The sequence below is a fragment of the Streptomyces sp. PU-14G genome, from assembly GCF_041028275.1.
Lineage (GTDB): Bacteria > Actinomycetota > Actinomycetes > Streptomycetales > Streptomycetaceae > Streptomyces.
This window is the reverse complement of the sequence record NZ_JASKYT010000032.1, coordinates 13,249-37,734: the sequence shown is the minus strand read 5'-3', so window position 1 is coordinate 37,734 and position 24,486 is coordinate 13,249. Positions and strand designations below refer to the sequence as shown.

Genomic DNA, 24,486 nt, shown 5'->3' with positions numbered 1-24,486 from the left:
GTCGGACACCAGGGCCTGCGGGTCGTCGGCTCCCTCCGCGTACCGCGGGTAGCCGTAGTAGACGACGGGCTCCTCCCGGTAGGGGGCGTGGAGGCGCAGCGCGGGGTGGCGCCCTGGCAGCATGGCGAAGCCGACGCCCTGCTCCCCCAGCTCGCCCACCTCCGCCGCCAGGGCGAGGGCCGCGCCGCCCAGCCGGTCGCGGGCGAAGACGGCGGGGGTGGCGCACCGGTCGGCGCGGAAGGACCAAGCGTCGGACACCAGGGCCTGCGGGTCGTCGGCTCCCTCCGCGTACCGCGGGTAGGGCCGCTCGCATCCGGGCAGCCGGCCGGGGCCGTAGAAGACGCCGGGGATCAACCAGCCCGGGTCCTCGGTCTGTCCGAGCCGCACCTCTACCCGCAGCCCCGCGGCGGTGGGGGCGTCCCCGGTCCAGCGGACGGTCAGCAGCCCTTCGTACGCCTGGGGCGGCGCGTCTGCGTGGCCGCACGGGCGCAGTTCCATGCGGGCCGCGCATCCGTGTGCGGTGCCGAGCAGTTCGCTGCCTCCGTCCGGGTGCGACCGGTGCTCGGTGACGGGCACCGGCAGGCAGTCCCCTTCCGGGGTCAGCAGGGCGACGACGTACGGCAGTACGACCTCGCCCGCGTCAGGGGGGCGCAGCCGTGCCGCGCGGTGGGGTGGCGCGTCAGCGGAGGGTGCGGGCACTCAGGTTCCATCCTTCCAGGGCTGCCGCCCGTCCCGTGGCGGGTGCCGCCCGCCATTGCACGGGGACGCGCGCGGTCTCGCCGGGGAGCAGGTCGAGCATGTTGTCGGCGAACACCGCCCAGCCGGGCGCGTCGTAGGGGCGGGCGTCGCTCAGGTACAGGCCGAGGGCCGCGGGGCCGCCGGTGTGGCGCAGCTCGACGGCGGCCAGCGCCGTGTCCGCTTCCGCGTCGACGTGAGCCGGGGGCAGGTCGAGGAGCGGCGCCAGGTCGCTGGTGCTGCTGTGCAGGTAGCGGTTGCCCGCCAGCTGGGTGCCGTCGGGCCCCTCAAGGCTCAGGTCGAGGAGGGAGAGGCCGTCGGGGAGGGCCGCCAGGGGCAGCCGCAGCACCCCGGCGTGTGCGGGGCGCAGGGAGCTGGGCGGACCGGTGTCCGGCGGGCGGCCCGCGGTGAACGTCCGCGCGGCGTGCACCGTGCCGTGCATGTCCAGCAGCCGCGCCGTGACCGTGCACTCCTCAAAGGGTGCCGCTCGCGTCCATGACCACAGCTCGGCGGTGAACTCGTCACGTCCGCCCCAGGCCTGGGTGGGGAAGCGGGCGCACACGTGGTCGGGGCGGTAGGCACGGCGCACACCGTGGTAGGCGGGTTTGGGGTCGCCCCTGTGGTCGACGGCGGCGGTGCACCAGGCGTTGGGGAACGGCTCGTCGAACTGCCAGGGGATGACGCCGCTGCTGCGGGGGGCGCGGCGCAGATGCGCCTCGACGGCGTAGCGCAGTCCGTCGTACTGGAGCTGCTGGCTGGCCCGCCGCATGGTGTCCTCGTCGGCGATGCGGTCGCCGAAGGAGGCGCGCACCAGCGGGGTGTTGTTCCACCAGGCGCCCAGATGTGCCATGACCGGGTTGTCGAGACCGGTAGGCCAGCGCTCGCCGGGTGGGACGACCGCCTGCCAGGTGCGCTTGTTGGCCATGCCCTCGACGCCGAACTCGCTGTGCAGCATGCAGGTCAGGCCGTCGTAGTGGGCGTGGTGCCGCTCCAGTCCCTGGTGTTCCCAGGGGCCGTGCGCGTCGTGGGCCCCGCCCGGGCCCGAGGGGGAACCCGGCAGCCACGCGCGGTCCGGGTCGAGTGCGGCGACGACGCCCGCCAGGGCGGCGATCACCGGGGAGTCGGCCTCCGTGAGTGGTTCGCCGCGGGCGGTGTCCTGCAGCTCGTTGCCGGGCCCCCAGACGGCCAGGGACGGGTGGTGGCGCAGCGCGGGCACGAGCGTGCGGGCCGCACGCTCGACCCGTCGCACGTACTCCTCGTCGGCCGCGGGCACGCTGTCGATGCCGGAGCTGGAGAGGAGGAACTCCTGCCACACCAGCAGCCCGAGCCGGTCGCAGGAACGGTAGAAGTCCTCGCTCCCGATCAGGCCGCCGCCCCACACGCGCAGCAGCGTGACGTGCGCGTCGGCGGCCAGCCGCAGCAGGTGCTCCTCCAGCTCGGGGCGCGGCACCCCGTAACGGGCGTCCGGCGGCACCCAGTTCCAGCCTTTGAGGTGCACACGGCGGCCGTTGACCTGAAGGGTGTAGGGCAGCGCGTCGCCGGGCGCGCCGGGGGTCGCCACGAGGCGCAGGCGGCGGAAGGCCGTCTCGGTCCGGTGGGTGCCCACCGCGCGTCCCGCGGCGTCGGTGAGGGTGGTGACGACGGTGTACATGGGCTGTTCGCCGTGGCCGTTGGGCCACCACAGCCGCGGCCGGGGGACGGTGGCCTCCACCGTCGTGGCACCGGGGGTCACCTGCTGCTCGGCGCGGGCGACGAGACCGCCGCCTTCGGGGGCGTGCACCCGTACCCGCAGCGTGCACCCAGCGCTGTCCGCGTCGGTCCTGGCCTCCACCCGCACCGACCCCGACTCCCCGTCCTGCGTGGGCAGCGCCCCGACGGTGACCCCGGCGAGCCGGGAGGGGCCGGCGACCTCCAGGGTGACGGGGCGCCAGATGCCCTGGTGGACCAGGCGAGGGCAGAAGTCCCAGCCGTGGTCCATGCGGGGTCTGTGCAGGCGCACCCGGTCGGTGCGCCCCACCTGGGGCTCGCTGTGCGGTGCCGGGTGGACGGCGACCGCCAGCAGGTGCTCCTCGCCGTCGGCGAGCCGGTCGGTCACCTCCACCTCGAACGGGGTGAACATGTCGGCGTGGCGGGCGACTTCCTCCCCGTCGAGCAGCACCGTCGCGCCGTGGTCGACGCCGTCGAAGCGCAGCAGCGCCCGCCTGCCCGGGGTGAGTCCACTCACGCGGAGGCTTCTGCGGTACAGCCAGGTGCGCTGGGGCACCCATTCGGCGGCGAGGCTGTTGCGTCCCGTGTACGGGTCGGGGACGAGCCCGGCGCGGTGGACGTCGTCGAGGACGGTGCCGGGCACGCGCGCCGGGAGCCAGCCCGGTTCGCCGGACGGCCGCCCTGGGCCGCACAGCCAGCGCCAGGTGTCCCCGAGGCAGCCGCGCACCTGCCAGCCGTCGTCCAGCCGGGTGCGGCCCGGCTGGGGCGGAGGGTGGCTCATGCGTCGTCGCCGGTCCTCTCCAGAAGGTCCGTCTCGACGACGGGCCGGTCGCGATCGCGCGGCACGCGGAACGTCTTGATCTCGCAGGGGCCGAAGTCGGCCTCGATGGCCCGCCCCTCGGCCAGCGGCAGCTCGATCCGGGCGCGGGCCGCCTGGCCTGTGGACTCGTAGGCGCGGACGATCAGGTCGCCGGTGGCGTCCTCGTCCGCCTTGACGACGGTGACCAGGACGCTGCCCGCGCCATCGTCCGCATAGGCGGCCCGCTGCGCCAGTGGCCCGTCGTGGAAGGTCTCCAGCAGGCTGAGGGCGGGCTGGTTGAGTTCGGCGGCGCGGCGTGCCGGGTCGGCGGCCCGCCAGTCGCCCGCGTGCGGGACGAGCAGCAGTTGGAAGTCCTGGCGGCCCTGGTCGAGGTAGTCGTAGACGCCGTCGGGGTCGAGTTGGCGCGGCTCGTGCCAGGCGTAGGCGGGGCTGCGCAGCGCGGTGAGGCCGATCTCGCCGCCGGTGACGTCGTGGCCGTGCTTGCTGTCGTTGGCGACGGTGAGTCCGGCGCGGCGGCCGTCCGGCAGTGTGCCGCTGACGTCGACCCATGCCTGGGTGGGCTCCTCGGTGCCGTCGGGGACGCGTGCGAGGTGTCCGTAGGGGATCTCGTGGGTGGCCGTCACCTGGGACAGCGCAGTGGGGAAGCGGAGCTTGAGCAGCTTGAGCTGTTCGTGCCAGTCCACGGTGACGCGGACCTCCACTTGGCGGGCCCCGGCCGAGACGACGTACTCCTCCACGAGCGTGGAGCTCTCGTACCGGCTCTCGACGCGCAGCACGGCGCGGACGGGGCCGTGCTCGACGAGCCGGACCCTGGTGGGGGTGAAGGAGCCGACGGCCTGGTCGTAGGCGCGCACCCGGTGGCCCCAGGTGTCGGAGGGGTCGTCGACGACGACGGCGTGCGGACCGGGCTGCTCGGGCAGCAGTTCGGCGCCGGAGTCCTTGTCGAGCAGGGAGCTGAGCCAGCCGGTGGCCGGATCGAGGGTCAGCCGCAGGTGCGCGTTCTCCAGGCTCGTGGCGGTGGCGGCGACGGCCGCCGGGCCCGTGCCGCTCGCGGTGCCGGGCTCCGCGTCGACGGAGCCGGGCGTCGCGAGCTGCGGGTTCGCGCCGGGGCGCAGGTGGTAGACGCGGTAGCCGAGGGGCGGCACGGCCGCGCGGAAGGCGAGGCGGCCCCGGCTGCCGCTCATGGTGGCCTCGGAGCGGGTCGCCTGGACGGGAACGGCCGTGCCCTCCTCGTCCGTCAGCCCGGCTCCGGCCGCCTGGCCGAACTCCGTCTCGATGTCCGCGTGCAGCTCCCACGGGTGCGGGTTGAAGACGACGAGCGGGACGGTCTCCTCCCGTACGGGGATGGCGATGCGGGAGGAGACGGCCTGGATGGCGCGGTTGCACGCCTCGGCGGCCAGGGAGCGGGCCCGCCCGTAGTCGTCGCGGGCGTCCTCGTAGGCGGAGCGCAGGGAGGTGCCGGCGAGGATGTCGTGGAACTGGTTGAAGAGGACCAGCTTCCACGCCTCGGCCAGTTGCTCGTGCGGGTAGGGCTCGCCGGTGACGGCGCGAGCCACGGCGGCCCACTTCTCGGCGCGCTGGAGGTCGTTCTCGGCGCGGCGGTTCCACGCCTTGATGCCGGAGTGCGCCGAGTAGCAGCCGGGACCGTGGTGCTGGAGTTCGCCGGTGTGCACGGGGATGTCGTCCCGGTCGCGTATGCGCTGGTAGAAGGCCTCGGGGTGGCTGAGTTGGAGCCGGGGAAGACCGCCGAGCCTGTCGAGGCGTTCGACGCTGTCGAGGTTGGTGCGGGTGGGGCCGCCGCCGTGGTTGCCGACCCCGTAGAAGACCATCAGCTCCGGCTCGTCTGGCGGCATGATCGCCAGCGCCTTGTCGAGGTGCCCGCCGATGTCGCGGCCGTTACTGGTGTACTCGTGCGGCAGCCGGTAGGCCAGCACCCGGGAGCCGTCGGGCGCCTCCCAGTGGAAGAACTGTCCCGGCAGCCGCTGTTCGTGCGGCCCCGGACGCAGGAACATGTAGCTGTCCATGCCCGACTTGCGCAGCAGTTGCGGCAGCATCGCGTTGTGCCCGAAGGGGTCCACGTTGCAGCCGACGGTGGCCGTCGTGCCGAACCGCTCCAGCAGGTAGCGCTGCCCGTACAGGGCCTGGCGGACGAACGACTCCCCGGAGGGGATGTTGCAGTCGGGTTCGATCCACCAGCCGCCGACGACCTGCCAGCGGCCGTCCGCGACGCGCTTGCGGATCTCCTGGAACATCTCGGGGTCGTGGCGCTCGATCCACTCCAGGTACATGACGGAGTCGCAGGTGAACACGAAGCCGGGGTACTCCTCCATGCGGTCGAGCGCGGAGCGGAAGGTCGCGCGTATCTCCTGAAGCCCTTCGGGCCAGCGCCACAGCCACACGGGGTCGATGTGCGCGTTGCCGACAAGGTGGAGGGTGCGCCGGCGGGAGCCGGGCGTCTCGCGGGGGGCCGGGGTGGTCATGCGGGCGTCTCCAGACGGTCGCGGTCGCTGGGGCGGGGCGGGGCGGCGGTCAGGGCGTGGTCGGTCTCGGCGGCCCACGCGTCGACCCGCTCGCTGAGCAGGTGCAGCAGGGTGAGGTGCGCTTCCTGGATGCGGGCTGTGGCGGTGGCGGGCACGAGAAGGGTGTGGTCGGCGTGCTCGGCGGCGGGCATGCCGTCCTGCTCACCGCCGGTGAGCAGGACGGTGACGGCACCGGCGGCGCGTCCCGCCGCCAGTCCGCGCACGACGTTGGGCGAACGTCCTGACGTGGTGAAGGCGAGCACCATGTCACCGGGGCGGGCCAGCGCCCGCACCTGGCGGGCGAACACGTCGTCGAACGCGTAGTCGTTGGCGATGCAGCTGACGACGCTGGGGTCGGTGGCCAGCGACACCGCGGGCAGCGGGCGCCGCTCGCGCAGATAGCGGCCGATGAGTTCGCCGGCCAGATGCTGGGCGTCGGCGGCGCTGCCGCCGTTGCCGAAGGTGTAGAGGCGGCCGTCTGCGGCGTACACGTCGATGAGCGCGTCGGCGACGCGGTGCAGCGCGGGCAGCAGGGCGCGGGTCGCCCCGAGGGCCGCGAGGTGCTCGGCGAGGTGGGCGGCGAGCCGGTCGCCGCCGGGGCCGTCGTCGGTGGTGGTGGCGGGGTGGGCGGAGTCAGCCATGACGCTCCTGGTCGCGGTGCGGTTCTGTGAGGCGTTCGAAGGCGATGGCGGCGGCGCCGAGCACGCCGGCCTGGTCGGTGCGTGCGGCGCGCACGATGCGGGCGGCGCCCGCCGCCGGGCCCATGGCCTGGGCGGCCACCAGCCGCCGCACGGGCGCGAGAAGCTGCTCTCCGGCGCGGGTGACGCCGCCGCCGAGGACGACCAGGTCGGGCTCGAAGACGTTGACCAGGCTGGTGAGGCCGCCCGCGAGCAGTTCGACCGTCTCGTCCCACACCCGGGCTGCCACCGCGTCCCCGTGCCGCGCCGCCTCGGCCACCTGCGCGGCGGTCGGCCCGGCAGTGCGGCCGAGAACGGTGGACTCGCCGCGGCGGCGGGCCTCGGCGGCGGCCTCTGCCGCGCGCCGGGCGATGGAGGTGCCCGAGGCGTACGCCTCCAGGCACCCCGCGCGTCCGCAGCTGTCGCACCGGCGCCCGCCGGAGCGGACCGTCACGTGTCCGGGCTCCCCGCCGTTCCCGGCGGCGCCGCGGAACGTTTGCCCCTGCAGGACGACGCCGCCGCCGATACCGGTGGAGACCGTCAGGTAGAGCAGGTGGCGGCAGCCGCGTCCGACGCCGAAGCGCCACTGGCCCGCGGCCCCGGCCGTGCCGTCGTTGTCCAGGACGGCCTGCGCGCCGAACCGTTCCTCGGCCAGCCGCGTGACGGGGATGTCACGCCAGCCGGGCAGGTGGGGCGGGGCGATGAGCTCACCGGTGGCCGAGTCGAGCGGGCCGCCGCAGCCGATGCCCGTGCCGAGCAGTCCGGCCGGATCGACACCCGCCCGGGTCAGGACGTCCTCGCCGAGGTCGAACAGCCGCTTGAGGCAGGCCTCGGGTCCGTCCTCCACGCCCGTGGGGCAGACGGCGAACGCGCGGGCGGTGCCGTCGGCGTTCACGACGCCGGCGGCCAGCTTCGTCCCGCCGATGTCCAGGGCGAGGACGGGCTGCCCTGTGCCGTGGACGGCCCGGCCGCCTGCCGGGGTGCGGCGCTCGCCGCCGTGCTGGTGGTGGGTCATCAGCCCTTCCGTCCTTGTGTGGCGATGCCGGAGACGAAGTGCCGCTGGCCGAGGAAGAAGACGAGGATCATCGGCAGGGTGACGATCAGGCTGGCGGCGCACACGATCTCCCAGCGCATCTCACCGCCCTCCCCGAACTGGTCGAGCACCGCCTTCAGCCCGCGCGGCACGGTGTACAGGTCGGGGTCGCGCAGGTAGATCAGCGGCCGTACGAGGTCGGTCCAGGCGGCCTGCACCTCGAAGACGAAGGTGACGACCATGGCGGGTTTGCACAGCGGCACGGCGATCTGCCAGAACATCCGCCAGTAGCCGGCGCCGTCGATCCTGGCCGCCTCGAACAGTTCCCGCGGCAGGCCGAGGAAGAACTGCCGCAGCAGGAAGATGTAGAAGGCGCTGCCGAACAGGTTGGGTGCCCACAGCGGTACCTGGGTGCTGGCCAGGTGGAGCCAGTTGAAGATCAGGTACTGCGGCACCATGGTCACCACGGCGGGCAGCATCATCGTGGCGATGACGAGCCCGAACAGCGCGTTGCGGCCGGGGAAGCGGAAGTAGGCGAAGCCGAAGGCCACCAGGGAGGAGCTGACGGTGACCGTGACGGCGGCGGCCAGGGTGACGGTGACGCTGTTGCCGACCCAGGTCAGCAGCGGCACCGCCGTCCAGATCTCCGTGTAGTTGGCGAACTGCCACACCTTGGGGATCAGCGCGTTGTCGAAGACGTGTTCCGACGGTTTCAGCGAGGCGCTGATCAGCCAGACGAACGGGTAGAGGAAGACGACCGAGGCGCAGGTCAGCGCCAGCAGCCGCAGCACTCTTCCCAGCCGGGTCTCCCGCCGGCGGCGCCCGGAGCCTGCACCGCCGGCCGTGGTCTTCCGGGGCCGCGTCCTGGCCTTGTGCGCGGCGGTGTCCGCGGTCCGCGCCGGGGGCTTGTGGTCGGGCGGCGAAGCGGTGAGGCCGCTCATCGGGTCTCCCCCTCGTAGTAGACGAACCGCCGGCTCAGCCGGGCCTGGATGACGGTGATCACCAGGATGATCAGGAACAGCAGCCAGGACATCGCCGACGCGTAGCCCATGTGCATGAACTGGAAGGCCTGCTGGAAAAGGTAGACGACGTAGAAGAGCGCGGCCTCGTGGCTGTAGGTCTGGGCGTTGGAGGTGCCGAAGAAGGCGGTGTAGGCCTCGTCGAAGGTCTGGAGGGCGGCGATCGTGTTGACGACGAGGGTGAAGAAGACGGCGCCGGAGATCTGCGGCAGCGTCACGTGGCGGAAGGACTGCCAGCGTCCCGCGCCGTCGAGTTCGGCCGCCTCGTACAGGTCCTGCGGTACGGCGCGCAGTGCGGCCAGGTAGATGACGACGGTGCTGCCCAGCGCCCACAGGGTGGTCAGCACCAGCCCCGGTTTCACCCACGCCCCGTCGGTCGTCCAGCTGGGGCCGTCGACGCCGACCCAGCCCAGCGCGGTGTTGATGAGCCCGACGTTTCCGTTGAACAGCAGCAGGAAGAGGATGCCGACGGCCACGGACGGTGTCATCACCGGCAGGTAGAAGACGGTGCGGAAGAACCCGGCCGCCCGCCCCACGCGCAGCAGCAGCATCGCCAGTGCCAGGGCCAGCGCCATGGACAGCGGCACCCGCATGAGGGCGAACAGGAGCGTGTTGGCCATGGACGTGGCCACCTGCGGGTCCTCGAACAGCTGCCGGTAGTTTTCCAGGCCGACGGAGCGGGTGGCCCCGATCCCGTCGTAGTTGGTGAACGACAGGACGAAGCTGGCGACCATCGGTCCGGCGGTCAGAGCGAGAAAGCCGATTATCCAGGGTGAGATGAACGCGTACGCGGCGCGGGTGTCGCGGCGGCGCCAGGAGGCCAGCCAGCGGCGGGTACGGGCGCGCCGGGACGTCTCGGGTGCGGGGAAGGACCGCGGGGAGCGGCCCGGTGTGTCCGCTGAGGCCACCGGCGCGGAAACGGACGAGGATGCCGAGGCGGAAGAGGGAGCCGAGGCGGACGAGGTGGAGGGTCCCATCGGTCACTCCCCGTCCTGCGCGGCGCGGTCGAGCGCCGACTGGGCCCTGCGCTGGGCCTCGTCCAGTGCCTCCCTGGCGGTCTGGGTGCCGGAGAGCACGCTGTTGACCGCGTTCATCCACGCTTTGCGGAACTCGCTGCCCGCCGCGTTCGCCGGCACGGTGACGGCGTCGTCCTGCGCCGCGTAGAGGGTGGTGGCGGCGTCGTCGAACGCCGGGTTGCCGGTCTTCTTCCACACCTGGTGCCTGATGCGGCGGTCGGCGGTCTTGTTGCCCGTGAAGTCGCCGATGTAGGGGGAACCGTCCGCGCGGATGTCCTTCGCCTTGGCCGTGGCCGCCTTCACCCAGGTGTCGGCGGCGGTCATCGTGGCGATGAACTCGCACGCCTTCCGCGGGTGCCGTGACCCCTTGGGGATCGCCCAGCTGTAGCCGGAGACGTAGTTGACCGGCTCGCCCTCGCGGTCGCGGAAGGCGGTGGTGGTGAGCGCGACCTTCGGGGTCGTGTCGGCCAGGACGTTCACGTACCAGTCCTCCATCGGGTAGGCGCCGACCTGGTTGCGGACGAACTGGTTGGCCGCGCCGAACTGGTCGAAGGAGTCACGCAGCGCCTTCATCCGCCCCCAGCCGCCCTGGGCGTCGATGAGCCCGACCGTGAAGTCGAGCGCCTCCACGACCTCGGGGCTGTTCAGCTTGGCGGTGCGGCCGTCGTCGCTGAGCAGCGCACCGCCGTTGGCGCGCACCCACAGCGGGAAGAACTCGGGGATCTTGGGGTCGAAACCGATCCGCGTCAGCTTGCCGTCCTTGTTGCGCTTGAGGTCCCTGGCCAGCTTCAGCAGACCGTCCCAGTCGGAGGTGTCCACGTCCTTGGGGCGGTGCCCGGCGTCCTCGAGTGCGGCGCGGTTGAGCAGCATCACGCGGTTGTCGTAGGAGTCGGGCAGACCGTAGACGGTGCCGTCGAGGGTGGCCTCGTCGATCGCGCCTTCGCGGTACTCGTCCAGGTCGATTCCGCGGCTGCGCAGACAGCTGGTGAGGGGCACGACGGCTCCGCGGGAGGCGTAACCGCCGAGCAGGGTGCGGTCCATGCGGACGACGTCGGGCGGGTCGCCGGCGGCCACCGAGGAGAGGAACTGCTGCTCGTCGAAGGCCCCCTCGTTGACGCGGATGTGGACGCCGGTCAGGGCCTTGCGTGCCTGATCGATCCGGACGTTGGCCAGGGCGTCGCCCTGGCCGAACCCCATGGTCGTGAAGGTGTCCGAGGTGTCGGCGAAGCCGACGCCGCCGCAGGCGGTGGCCGGCAGCAGCCCGACCGCGGCGGCCAGCGCGGCTGCGGCCCGGCGCAGCCGGCGTCGGGGTGGTGGTGCCGCCATGGCGCTCTCCCTTGAGGTTGGCTGACACGGGGAACCGAAGGGTGCGGGGGTGTCCGGGGTGCGGTGGAGGCTGACACGTCGCGGTGCGGCGCGAACGGCACGGGCCGGCCCGCCGGTTCGGTGTCACTCGGTGTGGCATCGATCCCAGGTGGGAACGTAACCACATGCGGAAGGGGAATCAAGGGTCGGTACACGGCCGGTTTGCGGGCACGCCGCTCAGCCGGGTTCCGGGCGAGCCGCTCAGCGCGGCCCCGACCGCCGCCCCGGCACCCGGCCGCCAGGCCGGCGCGCCACGAAGACCAGCTCGCGACCCGGCCGGTCAGGGGCGTCCCGCACGTCGTCCACCACGAACCCCCGCTCCCCCAGATCCGCCTCGATCTCCTCCCGGTCGCGGAACCTGAGTGTCGACTCGGACGTCAGCACCTGCCCGTCCGGCGTGAACTCGTAAGTGTGGCGGAAGGTCACCAACGGCCCCTCGACCGCCACGAGATCGCTCCAGCTCGCGACCGTGCCCCCGCCCGGCACCCGCGTCACGCGGTAGGAGCCCTCACGGTTCCACCGCTCCCAGGCCCGCACCGCGGGGTTCCTGGTCTCGAAGACCAGATGGCCCCCCGGGCGCAGCGCCCCGTGCGCGGCGCTCAGCGTCGCACGCCAGGCCTCGCGGCCGACGATCTCCTGAGCGACGTTGGCCGTCATGGTGACGAGGTCGGCGCCCAGCGGCGGCGACGCGCTCGCGTCGCCGCAGAGCCAACGCACCGCGCCGCCACCGGCTTTGGCGCGGGCCACCGCAAGGGAGGCCGCGGCCGGATCGACCCCGGTGACCTCGATCCCACGGGCCGCCAGCAGCAGCGCGAAGGTGCCGGTACCGCAACCGAGGTCGAGCACCCGCCGCGCGCCCAGTTCCTCCGCGAGGCCGCGATAGGCCTCCAGGTCAGCGCGCTCGCCCTCCAGCACGTCGTAGAGGGCGGCGAGCCGGGGCCGCCGGAAGAGCTCGTCCGCCATACGGCCACGCTAGGCCCCACGCCGCACGGACGGCAGTGGCGCGGGACCGCTCGTCTCCTCTCGCACGGCAGTACGCCGGGCGCGTCCGGGGCAGTGGCGCGGCGCCGTGGCCCCGGCGGGGCCCCGCGCACGCCCTCGCTCTCATTCCGCCCGGTCCCGCCACCCGCCGGAGCGCCACTGGGTGCGCAGCGCCGCGTAGTCGCGCGCCTGGAGTCGCTCGCCCGTACGGTCCAGGTGGGTGGTCACATAGAGGGCGGGGACGCCGAGTGCGGGCTTGGCCTCGGCGTAGGCGCGCCACTGGGCGAGGTCGGGGGCGCACCAGTCGTCGGTGTCGACGAGGAGGTGGGGGCAGCCGGCACGGGCCACGGCCGCGCGGTAGCGCATCTGGGGGACGACGTGGGCGTACGGGTCCGGATCGTCCAGCCGCAGCATGTCGTTGAGGCGGACCATGTCGGTCACGTCGGCGAACGCGGGATGCGGGGTGTGGGTGACGACGAGCGCGTCGGGTTTGGCCTCCTTGGCCGCCGCGTACATCACCGCGAGTTGCTGGTGCAGCAGCGCGACGCCCCAGGCGGGGCCGTGGCCCACGAGGTGGTGGCCGGAGGGCGTGTCGGCGGTGAAGTCGATCTTGAGGCCGTCCGCGTCCAGGCCGTCGGGCGCCAGCATCGCCCGGAGGTTGTCCCGCAGCAGTGCGCGGGCCTCGGGGTGGCCGGGATCGAGCGCGACGGGATGACCGTCCGGGGTGCGCACACACCAGCGGGCCGGGACGCCTTCGGTGGCCCAGGCCCGCCACCACAGCAGCACCCGCTGCCCGGCGGCGTGCCGCTCGGCGATCCAGCTGCGCAGACCGGGCCACCGATCGGCGTCCGGCTCCCAGGAGCCGTACAGACGCTGCCACTTGTCGTCGACGACGACGGTCCCGGGGACGAGCCCGTGCCGGGCCAGGTGGTCCAGGTGGGCGTCGTACTCGGCCTGCGAACTGAGCTCGGGCGCCGGGCGGCCGGTGTCGCGGGCCCTGGCCATCTGGGCGCCCCAGCCGCAGAACATCGGCTCCGACCACCAGGCGGGCGGGGCCGCGGTCTCGTCCGTCGCCCGCGCGGGCGCCCAGCCCCGCGCCACGAGCCAGGAACGGTGGGCGCGCAGGCCCGCGTACGGGTCGTGGTGCCCGGGGGCGAGCCGCACGGTGGGGGTGTGGAAGGAGCCGTCGACCGCTGTGTGCCCCTCGTGGTCGAGCCGGAGGTGCCAGCCGCCGTCGGAGGGTACGTAGGCCAGCTGGGTGAAGGTCTGCGCGGCGACGGGGGAGCCGACGCCGACGGTCCACCACGTGTCGGCGAGGCCCGTCGCCGGCTCGGCGTCGTCGGGCAGGGCCGTCTCCGTGAACGCGAGGCACAGCGGAGCCGGGGTGAAGAACCAGTGGCCGCGGCCGGGCCGGGCGTCCCCGCACACGCCGATCACGGCGCTCTCGCCCGCGCCGCGCAGCAGCCGGCGCGGGGCACCCGGGTTGGGCGAGAACAGCGTGTGCCAGGCGTGGCCGCTGGGTTGCAGCCCGCTCCCCCGCCCGCCCAGCGCGGAGCGGAAGGCGAGCAGGTGCGCCTCGTCCAGCCGCCCTGACCCCGTGACGTGCCAGGTCAGTTCCGGGCCTTCGGGCCCGCACCACAAGCGGGTGTGCGCGCTGCGCCAGGCGGTGCTGCGGCGGGCGACGGTGATCAGCGGGCAGCCGTCCTCGGTGGCGAGGACGGGCGTGTCCACGGAGAGGGTGTCGTCCCGGGCTCCGACGCGGTCCAGGGCGCCGGGGAGCCGCAGTTGCAGCGGGTGCCCCGGGCCGGCGGCGAGGCGCGCCGTGGCGCCGTCGGGCGCGACGGTCAGGCGGTATCCGGGCGCGGTGACCTCGACGCTGCCGTCGTCGCGGGCCTCGGCTCTCACCCGCGGTGCGGGACGCGGGCTCATCGGACGCTCACCAGGGCCTCGGCCTGCTGTCCGAACCGCACCTGCCCCACGGTCATCTCGGCCCCGAGCCGCAGCCGTTCGGCGGGGGGCGCCGCATCGCCCACCGCCACCAGGAACTCGGCCACCGCGCCCCCGTGCCCTGCCACGTCCAGCACGGCCACGGGGGGCTCCGCCTGCCAGCCCGCCGGCAGGGCCAGCCGCACCTCGGCCCGCTCGGGGCGCGGGAAGGGGTTGCGCACCTCCACCTCGATCCGTGTCTTGCCGCCGGGGCTGACCGCACTGCGGTACGGGGTGATGCGGGCCCCGAATCCCTCGGCGCCGAAGTCGGTGTTCTTTGGGAGCAGTGCGCGGTGCAGGCGGGCGAGTTCGCGCCCCTTGTCCAGCAGCATGTCCAGGTAGGCGTCGGTCACCTCGAACGGGGGCCAGTGGCCGCTGATCATCAGATCGGGGCGCAGGGTGCGGTACAGCTCGGCGCTGCGGGTGAAGTCGTCGATCCTGAAGCGGTTGCGGTACTGGTAGTTGAGGATCTCGGGCCGCAGCCCCGGCTCCCACTCGGTGGTCTGCTGGTCGCCGGTGGCGATGACACGGCGACCGTCGACGGTGAAGGAGTAGGCGGCGGCGTAGAGGGTGTGGCCCGGCAGGTCGTGGACGCCGATCTCGTACTCGCGCCAGCGCACGGGGGCACCCACGGGCAGTGCGCGGTCGACGGGGATCGGGTCGTACCACAGGCAGGGCAGGTCCCAGCGTTCGGGCGCGGCGAGGACGGGCGCGATGTGGGCGGGTGACCACACCTGGGTGCCGTGCACCTCGCGCAGCAGGTTGAAGCCCGCCACGTGGTCGTCGTGGTAGTGGGTGGGCAGCGCCACCTCGACCCGGTCGACGCCCAGGTCGCGGCGGAGGGCGTCGATGGAGGCGAGGAGGGGGCGGCGGGAGGCGCGGTCACAGCCGCCGGGCAGTCCCGTCGTCAGGTCGTAGCCGAAGTCGATGAGCAGGGCCGCGCCGCTCTCGGACAGCAGTGCGTAGGAGTTGGCCATCGAGGTGGTGTTGCGCAGCAGGTGCGGGGTGATCTCGCGCCACGGCCGCTCCAGCATGCGCGCGGCGTCCCAGGGCTCCTTGCGGTGCAGGTCGAGCAGGCGCGTCAGGTGGGCGCGGGCGCGGGCGACGGCGGCGGGCGGGTCGGTGACGGGCTCGCCGTGGGAGGGCAGCAGCAAGTCGGGTTCGTGGGCGAGGAGTTGCAGGCAGGAGAGCACCGTGGCCGCCACGCCTTCGCGTCCGGCGTTGGGGTGAGCTCCCGTGTAGGCCCACTGCGTGGCCGCCAGCGACCAGACGCGGCCCTCGCCGTGGAGGAGGTCGCCGACGAAGGCGAGGCGGCGTCCGCCGTGTTCGACCAGGTAGCTGACGGAGCCCACGGTGTGGCCCGGAGTGGGCAGGGTGTGGACGGCGAAGGGGCCGTGGCGCTCGGTGCGGTACTCGGCGACCGTGCCGGTGACGGGCACCTGTTCGAGCAGCGAGAAGCGGTCCTGGCGCACGTCGTAGTCGTTGGCCAGCGGCCTGGTGCGCCAGTGTTCGTCGACGCCGGCTATCAGGTCGCGTTCCACCGGCGGCACCCAGATGCGCAGGCCGGCCTCGGCGGCGCGGGCGAGGCCCTGCACCTGGTCGCGGTGGTGGTGGGTGATCAGCACGTCGGTGACCTCGTCCACCCCGAAGTCGGACAGGTGATCGAGGACGTCGCCGCTGCCGAAGTCGACGAGGACGGCTCGGCGGCCCTCGCGCAGCACGTAGACGTTGCAGGTGTCCCGGAAGAGGAACACATCGCGTCCGATGAGCACTTCCCGCCCCCAGCTCTCGGTGTGTTCGCGAGTACGATGGTCGCGACCGGATGTGGTATCGATTCCAGACGGGAACGCTGCCAGTGCGGCACCGCCGGGTCAAGACCCGGCGCATTAGGGTCTTTCGTTTGGATCTGGCTGGATCAGGGAGCGGGTTCCGGTGCGTGCTCTCGCAAGGCGGAGGATGGGGGTCCCCCCGGCCGAAGGCTGGGGGAGAGTCCCTGCGTGGGGGCACCTCCCGGGGCGAGCGAAGCCGAGCCCTGGGGGAAGCGGCGACTGACTCCCCCAGCCTCCGGCCGGGGGTGCCCCCAGCCGCGAGAGTGCGTGCCGGGGCCCGCGAGCCCAGCAAGATCCAAACGAGAGGCCCTAGCAAACCGCGAGCAGCTGGTCCCTGGCGCGACGCCCGAGCGATGCCGGGGCGGTGGCTCCCCGGAGCCGCCGCCCCGGCATACGCCTCGCCCCGGGCCGCCGTCACTTGACGACCGCTCAGGCAATGGGTTGCATACCAGCGTGATCGTGCACCAGGCCCCACCGCCAGAAGAACCCCGGCCCCGTCAGAACCACCAGGGGTGTGAGGTCACCACGCTGTGGACCCGGTGATCATCGTCGGGGCAGGCCCCGTCGGACTGGCTCTCTCGCTCGCTCTCGCCCGGCACGCGGTTCCGTCGGTCGTCCTCGACGCGACCGACGGCCACCCGCAGGTCCGCGCCGCACGCACCTGCGTGCTGCGCCCCGACACCGTGGCGCAACTGCCCCCACTGCCCGGCGCACGCTGGCGCTCGTGGCGCACCCAACGGCGCGCCCAGCCGGTCGCTGAGACCGACCTGCCCCCCGAGCACGCCCCCCTGCACCTGGCGCAGCACGCCCTGGAGCGCGTGCTGCGCAGCGCCCTGGCCGACGAACAGCTCGCCCGGGTGGTCACCGGCAGCCACGTCGATCTGCTGGAGCAGGACCCCAGGGGCGTCACGGTGCACACCCGCGGCCCGTCCGGCACCTGGTGGCGGGGCAGCTACGCGGTCGGCTGCGACGGCGCACGCTCGACCGTCCGCAAACTCCTCTCAGTTCGTTTCCCCGGCCGCACCGCGGTCGAGCGGCACGCGGTCGCGGCGCTGCGCGTGCGGCTGCCCTGGGAAGAGGGGCGCTACGGTCGGGACGGCGCATGGGAGCCCGGCCAGGTGGGCCGCGCGCTGCTGCACCGCGACCCCGGCGGTACCCCCGGAGAGGTGACGGCCAGGCCGCTGGCCGACGGGCTGTGGCGACTCGACTGGCTGTTGACGCCACGCGGCGATCTCGTCACCCCCCAGGAGATGCTGGAGCGCGTCGCCGACGCACTCGCGACCTGGTCCGAGGAGGCACTCCGCACCGCCCAGGCGGAGCGGACGGGCAAGGCCGCGAGGACCGGCAGCACAGCCAAGCCGAACAAAGCGGCCGGGGCGACCGAGGCGGCCCAGGCGGGCAGTCCGTACGGGGCCGACCGGAACGAGAGGCACGGGAGGAACGACACGAACGAGGGCCGTACCGCGCCCGCGCACCCTGGCAACCGTGACGTCGGGGAAACGGCCGCCCGCATCGGACCCTACGAACTGGTGGACACGGGGGTGCACACCGCACACCAGCGGCTCGCCCGGCACTGGCGCGTCGACCGCTCCTTCCTCGCCGGCGACGCCGCGCACCTGACAGGTGCGCTGGGAGTCCAGTCCGTCGACGAAGGGCTGCGGGATGTCACCAACCTCGCCTGGAAGCTTGCTCTCGCCTGGCACCACGGGCACGACGGGGCGGCCGACGCCCTGCTGGACAGTTACGAGGCCGAACGGCGCCCCACCGTCACCGCACGGCTGCGCGCCGTCGATCAGGCCATGGCCGTCGTACGGCGCGGCGGCGGACTGCGGTCGCTGCTGCCCGGCGGGGGCGCACGTGCCCACCTGGCCTTGCTGACCGACGGGCACCTGGGGCAGGGCCTGCTCGGTGCGCCTCCCGCGTACAGCCGAACGCCGCTGGCCCCGCCACACGGGAGCACTCCCCAGGTACCGGTCGGCACAGCGCAGGGCGCCCCTGTCGAGGATGTCCCCGTCACGGCCGTGGACGGCTCCCGGGGAACGCTGCGCGGCTGGCTGGGTGGCGTCGGCGGGGAGTTGCTGGTCGTGCTGGTGGCCCCGGGCACCGCGGTGTGGGACAGCCGCCACTGGCTGTCGGCGGGGATGATGCCCGAACTGGCCGCCGCCGTGGAGAAACTGCCGCTGCGGGCGACACTGCTGGTCACCGAGGGCTACCCGGGCGCGGCCGCACACACGGTGCTCGCCGTCCGCGCCGACGGCCACCTGGCCGCCGCCCTCCCGGCAGGGCACACCGAGGCGCTCAACGCCTGGGCGGAGGCGATACGCGGAACAGGCGCGGTTCACCACCGAACCGGCGCTTAGGGACGCCCCCCCCGGGCGGCTCCCGGCTCCCGGCCTGAAGATGTCGCGACTGGCTGCGGCCTGGGCCTTTCTTACAACCCTCTTAGCCTGCCCTCCCATGCTGACGATCATGGACGAGCAGGAGAACGACCTCTCCCACGAGGGTGATCGGCAGCACGCACCGGCCTGGGCAGCCGCCCGCACGGAAGCTCCGCAGGAAGCCGGGCCGGGAAACAGGCCGACTGCCCGGACAGGCTCCGTGGCGCAAGCCCGCGTGGGAAAGTCAGCCCAGTCCCCGACAGAGATATCGGAGGGAGCACACGCAGCGCCCCGGGAAGTGGCCCACACCCCGCACACCGGGAGGCACTCGGTGCATTCCCCTCGTGACGCGACGGGCGCTGGACGCAGACGGCGCAACCGTGTCCTGGGCATCGCCGCCGCCCTCACCCTGACGGCGACCACCGCGTCCGCCGGTTACGCCGCTTTCGCCGGCCCCAACCCCCGCACAGGCCACACCGAGCCGCCGCACGTCCGCGGCGCACAGGTCGACTTCACCGTGGCCGGAGGCACCACGACGGTCGACACGACCTCACTACGGGTGACCGGGCACACGGACGGCGGCGCCGCCGTACCCGTCTCCGACGCCGCGGCCGGCGCCGACAAGCTGGGTGAGCCAAGCAGAGTGCAGGTGCAGGGCTCCCAGGCTTCGTGGTCGTACCCCACCAGGGGGCTCACCGTGACCGCAGCGAGTGAGCGGGGAAGGCTGAGGATGACCGTCCACTCGGGCACGGACGGCACCCTCGCATGGCCGGTGACCGGCGGCGCGGGCCCTGGCACGGCAGGAGAGCGGGGACAGCAGGCCTCCTTGCAGATACCGCGCGGCGAGGGGCTGTCCGTGCCCGTCGCGGACCGGTTCTGGAACTCCGAACAGGCAGGGCTCGCCGGCACCGAGGCCGACCTGGCCACCGGCTCGCTCACGCTGCCGCTGTGGGGCTACACCACCGGTCGGCACGGTGTCAGCTACCTCGTGCCCGAGAATGTGGGCACCTCGCTCAGGTTCGCCTCCAGCGGCGGCGCACTGCACGCCACGGCCACGCACGACTTCTCCCGCCGTGAGAAGACCCTCGGCTACACCGTCACTTTCTCCCTCACCTCCGCTTCCCCCGTCGCACCGGCCGTCGACTACCACCGCTGGCTGCGCGAACACGGCAAGCTGCACACCCTCGAGCAGAAAATCGCCGAAAACCCTCAGGTCGGGAAACTGCTGGGCGCCCAGCACGCCTACCTGTGGGGCGGAGCCCGCGACGCGAAGGCCGTACGAAAGCTCCGCGAATGGGGCAACACCCGGCTGTGGCTCGGCTACGACGCCGACGGGCACCCCATGAGCAAGGAAGCCGTGGCGATGGCCAAGAAACAGGGCTACCTCGTCGGTCCGTACGACACCTACGCCAACGGCCAGGACCCCGCGACCGCCGACACTCCCGTCGCCACCTGGCCGGGAACCGTCTACCCCGATTACTGCGTACGCACCCGGAAAGGCGCGATGAAGCCAGGTTTCGGCGACCGCGGCTGCTACCTCAGCTCCGAAGCGTTCGCCGAGTCCGAGCCGGACGAGCACTATCTGGCCCAGCACACGCGCAAGATGACCGCGAACGGCGCCAACAGCGTCTTCGTGGATGTGGACGCGGCAGGCGAACTGCTCAGCGACTTCTCCGCGCACCACCCGATGACCAGGAAACAGGACCGGGCCAACCGGATGGCGCGCCTGCGTGCCCTCGCCGACGAGAGCGGCTTCGTCGTCGGCTCCGAGTCGGCCGTCTCCTGGTCCGCGCCGGCTCTCGCCTTCAACCACGGCGCACAGACACCCGTCAACGACCGGCTGTGGGCCGTGGAGAACGACAAGGACACGTGGGGCGCCTACTACCCGGCCGACGCACCCGCCCACTTCTTCAAACCGACCGAACTGCCCACGGCACTGGCGAAGTCGATGTTCGACCCGGCTTACCGCATTCCCCTCTACGAAACCGCGTTGCACGACTCGCTGGTCACCACCGACCGCTGGGAGATGCCCTACGACAAGCTGCCGAAGCAGAAGACGGACCGTGCGCTGATGTCCGTGCTGTACAACACACCGCTCAACTTCGTCCTCGGGGACGAGAACCTCGCCTCCACGGGCAAGGAAATGGCCACCCTCCAACGCTACTTCGCCCCGTTGCACCAGGCGGCGGGCACCGAACGTCTGACGCAGTTCCGCTGGTTGACCAGCGACCATCGCGTGCAGCACACGGTGTTCGGCGACGGCGCCCTGACGGTGACCGCGAACTTCGGCACCGAGGCACACGGCGGGCTGCCCGGCGGCTGCGTGGACGCCACGCTGAAGAAGGAGGCCACACCCCGGCGGCTCTGCCCGGCCGAGAGCTGACACCCGGCAGCGGGCGCGAACGCGAGTACGGGTACGGATAGGGGCAGGCCGCACGGGCGCGGGCGTGGGCACGGCCGACCGCGTGTCCGCGCGAGTCACAACCGGGCCCCATGGCGCGCGGTCCCGCGTCGGCCACCTCTAGATCCCCGGAAAATGCTCCTCCAGTGACTCCGGGTCCTCCCCTTCTTCTTCCAGCGCCTGGCGGACCACACGAAGGGCCAAGCCTTCCGAGTAGCCCTTGCGGGCCAGCATTCCGGCGAGGCGACGGAGACGCTTGTCCCTCTCGAGACCCCTGGTGGCACGCAATTTGCGTGCCACCAGCGCGCGCGCCGTCTCTTCCTCCTGCTCCGCGTCGAGCTCGCCCACCGCCTCGTCGATCACCGTCGCGTCCACGCCCTTGGTGCGCAGTTCGCGGGCGAGGGCACGGCGGGCCAGCCCCCGGCTGTGGTGCCGGGATTCCACCCAGGCGGCGGCGAACGCGCCGTCGTCGATGAGGCCGACGTCCTCGAACCGGGCCAGCACTTCTTCGGCCGCCTCCGTGGGCACGTCCCGCTTGCGGAGCGCGTCCGCGAGCTGCCGGCGCGTCCGGGGCGTGCCGGTGAGCAGCCGCAGGCAGATGGCTCTGGCCCGCTCCACCGGGTCCTGCGGCTCCCGGGACTGCGGCTCCCGGGAGGGTCGCGATCCCCGGGGCTGTTGCTCCCCGGGGGCGGACGACGTACGCGATGATCCCGCTCCGGCCCTCGACGGGGCGGGATCATCGCCGTCCTGGGAGCCCGCTCCCGCCCCGTCGCCCCACGGCGGGGCGGGGGTGGAGGACGGGTCCGGGGAGGGGGTGTACTCCGGCCAGTCGGTGCGCCGCGTCACCGGACTAGCTCTTGGCCGCGGCGGCCTTGGTGGCCTTGGTGGCCTTCGCCGTCTTGGCGGCGGGGGCCGGGACCGTCTTGGCGTCCGCACCGTCCGCCGCGGCTGCCGCGCCGGCGGCAGGGGCCGCGGTGCTGTCCGCGGCGTCCGCCCCGGGCTCACCCGACGGGTCCTGGGGCTGGACGCCGATGCCGAGCTTCTCCTTGATCTTCTTCTCGATCTCGTTGGCGAGGTCGGGGTTGTCCCGCAGGAAGTTGCGGGAGTTCTCCTTGCCCTGGCCGAGCTGATCGCCCTCGTACGTGTACCAGGCGCCGGACTTGCGGACGAAGCCGTGCTCGACGCCCATGTCGATCAGACCGCCCTCACGGCTGATGCCCATGCCGTAGAGGATGTCGAACTCGGCCTGCTTGAAGGGCGGTGCGACCTTGTTCTTGACGACCTTGACACGGGTCCGGTTGCCGACAGCGTCGGTGCCGTCCTTCAGAGTCTCGATGCGGCGGATGTCGAGCCGCACCGAGGCGTAGAACTTCAGCGCCCTACCGCCGGTCGTGGTCTCCGGAGAGCCGAACATCACGCCGACCTTCTCGCGGAGCTGGTTGATGAAGATCGCGGTGGTCTTGGACTGGTTGAGCGCACCTGCGATCTTCCGGAGGGCCTGGCTCATGAGCCGGGCCTGGAGGCCGACGTGGGAGTCGCCCATCTCGCCCTCGATCTCGGCCCGGGGCACCAGCGCGGCGACCGAGTCGATGATGATCAGATCGAGCGCGCCGGAGCGGATCAGCATGTCGGTGATCTCGAGGGCCTGCTCGCCGTTGTCCGGCTGGGAGAGGATCAGCGCGTCGGTGTCGACACCGAGACGCTTGGCGTACTCGGGGTCCAGCGCGTGCTCGGCGTCCACGAAGGCGACCGTGCCGCCCGCCTTCTGGGCGTTGGCCACCGCGTGGAGGGTCAGGGTCGTCTTACCCGAGGACTCGGGGCCGTAGACCTCCACGACCCGGCCTCGCGGCAGGCCGCCGACCCCGAGGGCCACGTCCAGGGCGGTCGACCCGGTGGGGATGACCTCGACCGGCTCGTTCGGCCGCTCGCCCATGCGCATCACGGCGCCCTTGCCGAATTGCCGTTCAATCTGAGCGAGAGCAGCGTCGAGCGCCTTCTCGCGGTCGGTTCCTGCCATGGGTGCCACCCGGTTGTTTGCTTGAGTCGATCGCTTCACGTCTCACGACGCTAGCGCCTGCCACTGACAATCGGTCCGGACCCGCGCTCCCCCGGCCGGCATGGCCTGAGCGGACGTTCGCCGGAGCCTCCATAAGAATCGATGTTCGATTTTTGAGTCAAGTCGCACCGCGCACCTGTGGAAAACTCCGAAAAGCGCAGGTCACAGCCACATACCTGAGGAATCACATCCCCGAGGGCGAGGCAACCGACCCGGTCACCGGCGGTGCGAGAGCCACCGTCCGAACCCGTGGCGCCTGCTCCGCGCACCCCGCCCGACCGACACGTCCGAGACCTCGTAGCGCTTCACGTACGCGCTGAAGAACCCCTGCAGTGTCGCCATCGCCGGGATGGCGACCAGCGCACCCACCACCCCCAGCAGCGAGGTGCCCGCGATCACCGACCCGAAGGCGACGGCGGGATGGATGTCCACGGTCCTGGCGGTGATGCGCGGCTGCAGCACATAGTTCTCGAACTGCTGGTAGAGGACGATGAACACCAGCACCCACAGCGCCGACCAGGGGTCGACGGTGAAAGCGATCAGCAGCGGCAGCGCGCCGGCCAGATAGGTGCCCACAGTCGGCACGAACTGCGAGACCGCGCCGACCCAGACGCCCAGCGCCGCCGCGTACGGGACGCCCAGCAGTTGCAGGAAGAGGTAGTGCGCGGCAGCGGAGATCAGCGCCATCAGCGCACGCGAGTAGATGTATCCCCCGGTCTTGCTGACGGCGATCTCCCAGGCGCGCAACACCTCCGCCTGGTGTGCGGGCGGCAGCATGGAGCACAGCGCGGTGCGCAGCCGCGGGCCGTCGGCCGCGAAGTAGAACGTGAACAGCGCGACCGTCAGAAGCTGGAAAACTCCCCCCAGCACCGTCGCGGAGACCCCCCACACGTTCCGGGCCCCGTTGCGCAGGTAGCCGCGCACCCAGTCGGAGTGGACGAGCCCGGAGCGGAGCTCGTCCACGTGCAGATCGGTGTGGAAGTGGTCGTTGCTCCAGCGCAGAACCTCGGAGACGTAGCGGGGCAGGTTGTCGACGATGCGGCTGACCTGTTCGGCGAAGAGGGAGCCCAGCGCGAAGAAGAATCCGGCCGCGGCCAGCAACAGCACCAGGGAGACCAGCGCGGTCGCCGGCCCGCGCCGCATCCCCCGCCGGGCCAGACCCGCGACGGCGGGTTCCATGGCCAGCGCCAGGAAGAACGCGATCAGGACATCCAGCAGCAGGGCGAGGACACGGAGTACCGCCCAGCTGAGGATCTGGTAGGCCGCGAACAGGGCGAGGGCGAGCACGAAGGCCCGAGGCAGCCAGTGCGGCATCGCCGCGGACCGTGGACCGCGGCGGAAGCCGGCAGCCGAGGCCACCGGGCCGGGACCCTCCTCTTCGGGGGCGCCGCTCTCGCCGCCGGACGGCCCGTCTCCCTGAGCCACCCCACCTCGCGGTCGGCCGCCGCCCCGGTGGCCACCGGTGTGCCGGCCCTTGTCTCCCCCACCGCGGCCCTCGCGCTCGCCGTCGCGTCCGTCACGGCCGTCGTACTCGCCGTCGCGTCCGTCGCGGCCCTCGCGTTCCCCATCGAGGCCCTCGCGTTCCCCGTCGCGTCCGCCGCGGCCCTCGCGCTCCCCGTCGCGTCCGTCGCGGCGCTCGTCCCGGCCGCCGTCGCCTGGTGCACCCACCGGACAAGTCTCGCCCTACCGGACACACCGCCCGGTAAACGACTCACCTCTTGTGCGCCGGGACGTCCATGACCTCGCAGACCACCCGCCACACGTCTTTCGCGTCCCAGCCCGCCGCGAGCGCCTCATGGACGGTCCGGCCGCCCAGCTCGGACATCACGAAGTCATGTGCGAAGGAGTCGGCGTACGACGCACCGAAGTGCTCCGCCATCCGCTGCCAGAAGTCCGTCAACCGCATGCCTCGAGTATCCCGCCTGGAGGGTTGGCTCGGCTCCACAGCAGTGACCGGGACGCCC

At 72.8% G+C, this 24,486-nt stretch carries 16 protein-coding genes and 1 pseudogene; 2 read left to right on the top strand and 15 right to left on the bottom strand.

All coding sequences use genetic code 11. The annotated features are described in order from the left end of the window. From AB8Z75_RS06450 to AB8Z75_RS06400, 11 genes and pseudogenes are all read right to left on the bottom strand, one after another. Positions 1 to 699 (bottom strand): annotated as a pseudogene (locus tag AB8Z75_RS06450) (hypothetical protein); the annotation flags it as partial. Further along, positions 680 to 3,223, bottom strand: coding sequence for a hypothetical protein (locus AB8Z75_RS06445; protein ID WP_369200404.1), 2,544 nt, complete (start codon positions 3,221 to 3,223; stop codon positions 680 to 682). The gene AB8Z75_RS06445 and the pseudogene AB8Z75_RS06450, both read right to left, overlap by 20 nt. After that, the gene (locus AB8Z75_RS06440) at positions 3,220 to 5,742 is read right to left on the bottom strand and encodes an alpha-mannosidase (RefSeq protein ID WP_369200403.1); all 2,523 of its coding nucleotides are present in this window, start codon (positions 5,740 to 5,742) and stop codon (positions 3,220 to 3,222) included. The genes AB8Z75_RS06445 and AB8Z75_RS06440 overlap by 4 nt, the downstream gene beginning before the upstream one ends. Next, positions 5,739 to 6,422 carry an SIS domain-containing protein gene (locus AB8Z75_RS06435; RefSeq protein WP_369200402.1) on the bottom strand — a complete coding sequence of 228 codons (684 nt, stop codon included), beginning with the start codon at positions 6,420 to 6,422 and terminating at the stop codon, positions 5,739 to 5,741. Before AB8Z75_RS06435 ends, AB8Z75_RS06440 begins: the two co-directional genes overlap by 4 nt. After that, a complete protein-coding gene (locus AB8Z75_RS06430; RefSeq protein WP_369200401.1) occupies positions 6,415 to 7,473 on the bottom strand; it encodes an ROK family protein in 1,059 nt (352 codons plus the stop codon). Before AB8Z75_RS06430 ends, AB8Z75_RS06435 begins: the two co-directional genes overlap by 8 nt. After that, positions 7,473 to 8,432 carry a carbohydrate ABC transporter permease gene (locus tag AB8Z75_RS06425; protein ID WP_369200400.1) on the bottom strand — a complete coding sequence of 320 codons (960 nt, stop codon included), beginning with the start codon at positions 8,430 to 8,432 and terminating at the stop codon, positions 7,473 to 7,475. The genes AB8Z75_RS06430 and AB8Z75_RS06425 overlap by 1 nt, the downstream gene beginning before the upstream one ends. Beyond that, positions 8,429 to 9,487, bottom strand: coding sequence for a carbohydrate ABC transporter permease (locus tag AB8Z75_RS06420; RefSeq protein WP_369200399.1), 1,059 nt, complete (start codon positions 9,485 to 9,487; stop codon positions 8,429 to 8,431). Before AB8Z75_RS06420 ends, AB8Z75_RS06425 begins: the two co-directional genes overlap by 4 nt. A gap of 3 nt (positions 9,488 to 9,490) precedes the next feature. Next, positions 9,491 to 10,852: an extracellular solute-binding protein gene (locus AB8Z75_RS06415; RefSeq protein ID WP_369200398.1), complete on the bottom strand. Its 1,362-nt coding sequence runs from the start codon at positions 10,850 to 10,852 to the stop codon at positions 9,491 to 9,493. Between the two features lie 240 nt (positions 10,853 to 11,092). Further along, positions 11,093 to 11,854, bottom strand: coding sequence for a class I SAM-dependent methyltransferase (locus AB8Z75_RS06410; protein ID WP_369200397.1), 762 nt, complete (start codon positions 11,852 to 11,854; stop codon positions 11,093 to 11,095). 141 nt (positions 11,855 to 11,995) lie between these two features. Then, positions 11,996 to 13,801, bottom strand: coding sequence for a hypothetical protein (locus AB8Z75_RS06405; protein ID WP_369200396.1), 1,806 nt, complete (start codon positions 13,799 to 13,801; stop codon positions 11,996 to 11,998). Further along, positions 13,798 to 15,630, bottom strand: coding sequence for an MBL fold metallo-hydrolase (locus tag AB8Z75_RS06400; protein ID WP_369200395.1), 1,833 nt, complete (start codon positions 15,628 to 15,630; stop codon positions 13,798 to 13,800). The genes AB8Z75_RS06405 and AB8Z75_RS06400 overlap by 4 nt, the downstream gene beginning before the upstream one ends. Positions 15,631 to 16,217: 587 nt before the next feature. Between AB8Z75_RS06400 and AB8Z75_RS06395 the strand changes: the two genes are divergently transcribed. Together AB8Z75_RS06395 and AB8Z75_RS06390 are read left to right on the top strand one after the other, a co-directional pair. Then, positions 16,218 to 18,047 (top strand): FAD-dependent monooxygenase, encoded by a 1,830-nt coding sequence (locus AB8Z75_RS06395; protein WP_369200394.1) that lies wholly within the window; start codon positions 16,218 to 16,220, stop codon positions 18,045 to 18,047. Positions 18,048 to 18,396: 349 nt separating this feature from the next. Next, positions 18,397 to 20,448 carry a glycoside hydrolase gene (locus tag AB8Z75_RS06390; RefSeq protein WP_369200393.1) on the top strand — a complete coding sequence of 684 codons (2,052 nt, stop codon included), beginning with the start codon at positions 18,397 to 18,399 and terminating at the stop codon, positions 20,446 to 20,448. A gap of 138 nt (positions 20,449 to 20,586) precedes the next feature. On the opposite strand, the gene recX is transcribed toward AB8Z75_RS06390, so the two are convergent. The 4 genes from recX to AB8Z75_RS06370 form a co-directional block, all read right to left on the bottom strand. After that, entirely contained in the window at positions 20,587 to 21,312 is a 726-nt protein-coding gene (gene recX, locus AB8Z75_RS06385; RefSeq protein WP_369200392.1) for a recombination regulator RecX, read from the bottom strand. A gap of 4 nt (positions 21,313 to 21,316) precedes the next feature. Beyond that, complete coding sequence (recA, locus tag AB8Z75_RS06380; protein WP_369200391.1) at positions 21,317 to 22,483, bottom strand: recombinase RecA; 1,167 nt, start codon at positions 22,481 to 22,483, stop codon at positions 21,317 to 21,319. A gap of 255 nt (positions 22,484 to 22,738) precedes the next feature. Further along, positions 22,739 to 23,881: an AI-2E family transporter gene (locus tag AB8Z75_RS06375; protein ID WP_369200405.1), complete on the bottom strand. Its 1,143-nt coding sequence runs from the start codon at positions 23,879 to 23,881 to the stop codon at positions 22,739 to 22,741. Between the two features lie 352 nt (positions 23,882 to 24,233). Further along, on the bottom strand, positions 24,234 to 24,428 hold the full coding sequence (locus tag AB8Z75_RS06370) for a DUF3046 domain-containing protein (RefSeq protein ID WP_369200390.1): 195 nt from the start codon (positions 24,426 to 24,428) through the stop codon (positions 24,234 to 24,236). Positions 24,429 to 24,486: the final 58 nt, after the last annotated feature.

What these genes read in the sequence shown, in the direction of transcription:
- AB8Z75_RS06445 (WP_369200404.1), bottom strand. Translation starts at nt 3,223, where the DNA reads ATGAGCCACCCTCCGCCCCAGCCGGGCCGCACCCGGCTGGACGACGGC.
- AB8Z75_RS06440 (WP_369200403.1), bottom strand. Translation starts at nt 5,742, where the DNA reads ATGACCACCCCGGCCCCCCGCGAGACGCCCGGCTCCCGCCGGCGCACC.
- AB8Z75_RS06435 (WP_369200402.1), bottom strand. Translation starts at nt 6,422, where the DNA reads ATGGCTGACTCCGCCCACCCCGCCACCACCACCGACGACGGCCCCGGC.
- AB8Z75_RS06430 (WP_369200401.1), bottom strand. Translation starts at nt 7,473, where the DNA reads ATGACCCACCACCAGCACGGCGGCGAGCGCCGCACCCCGGCAGGCGGC.
- AB8Z75_RS06425 (WP_369200400.1), bottom strand. Translation starts at nt 8,432, where the DNA reads ATGAGCGGCCTCACCGCTTCGCCGCCCGACCACAAGCCCCCGGCGCGG.
- AB8Z75_RS06420 (WP_369200399.1), bottom strand. Translation starts at nt 9,487, where the DNA reads ATGGGACCCTCCACCTCGTCCGCCTCGGCTCCCTCTTCCGCCTCGGCA.
- AB8Z75_RS06415 (WP_369200398.1), bottom strand. Translation starts at nt 10,852, where the DNA reads ATGGCGGCACCACCACCCCGACGCCGGCTGCGCCGGGCCGCAGCCGCG.
- AB8Z75_RS06410 (WP_369200397.1), bottom strand. Translation starts at nt 11,854, where the DNA reads ATGGCGGACGAGCTCTTCCGGCGGCCCCGGCTCGCCGCCCTCTACGAC.
- AB8Z75_RS06405 (WP_369200396.1), bottom strand. Translation starts at nt 13,801, where the DNA reads ATGAGCCCGCGTCCCGCACCGCGGGTGAGAGCCGAGGCCCGCGACGAC.
- recA (WP_369200391.1), bottom strand. Translation starts at nt 22,483, where the DNA reads ATGGCAGGAACCGACCGCGAGAAGGCGCTCGACGCTGCTCTCGCTCAG.
- AB8Z75_RS06370 (WP_369200390.1), bottom strand. Translation starts at nt 24,428, where the DNA reads ATGCGGTTGACGGACTTCTGGCAGCGGATGGCGGAGCACTTCGGTGCG.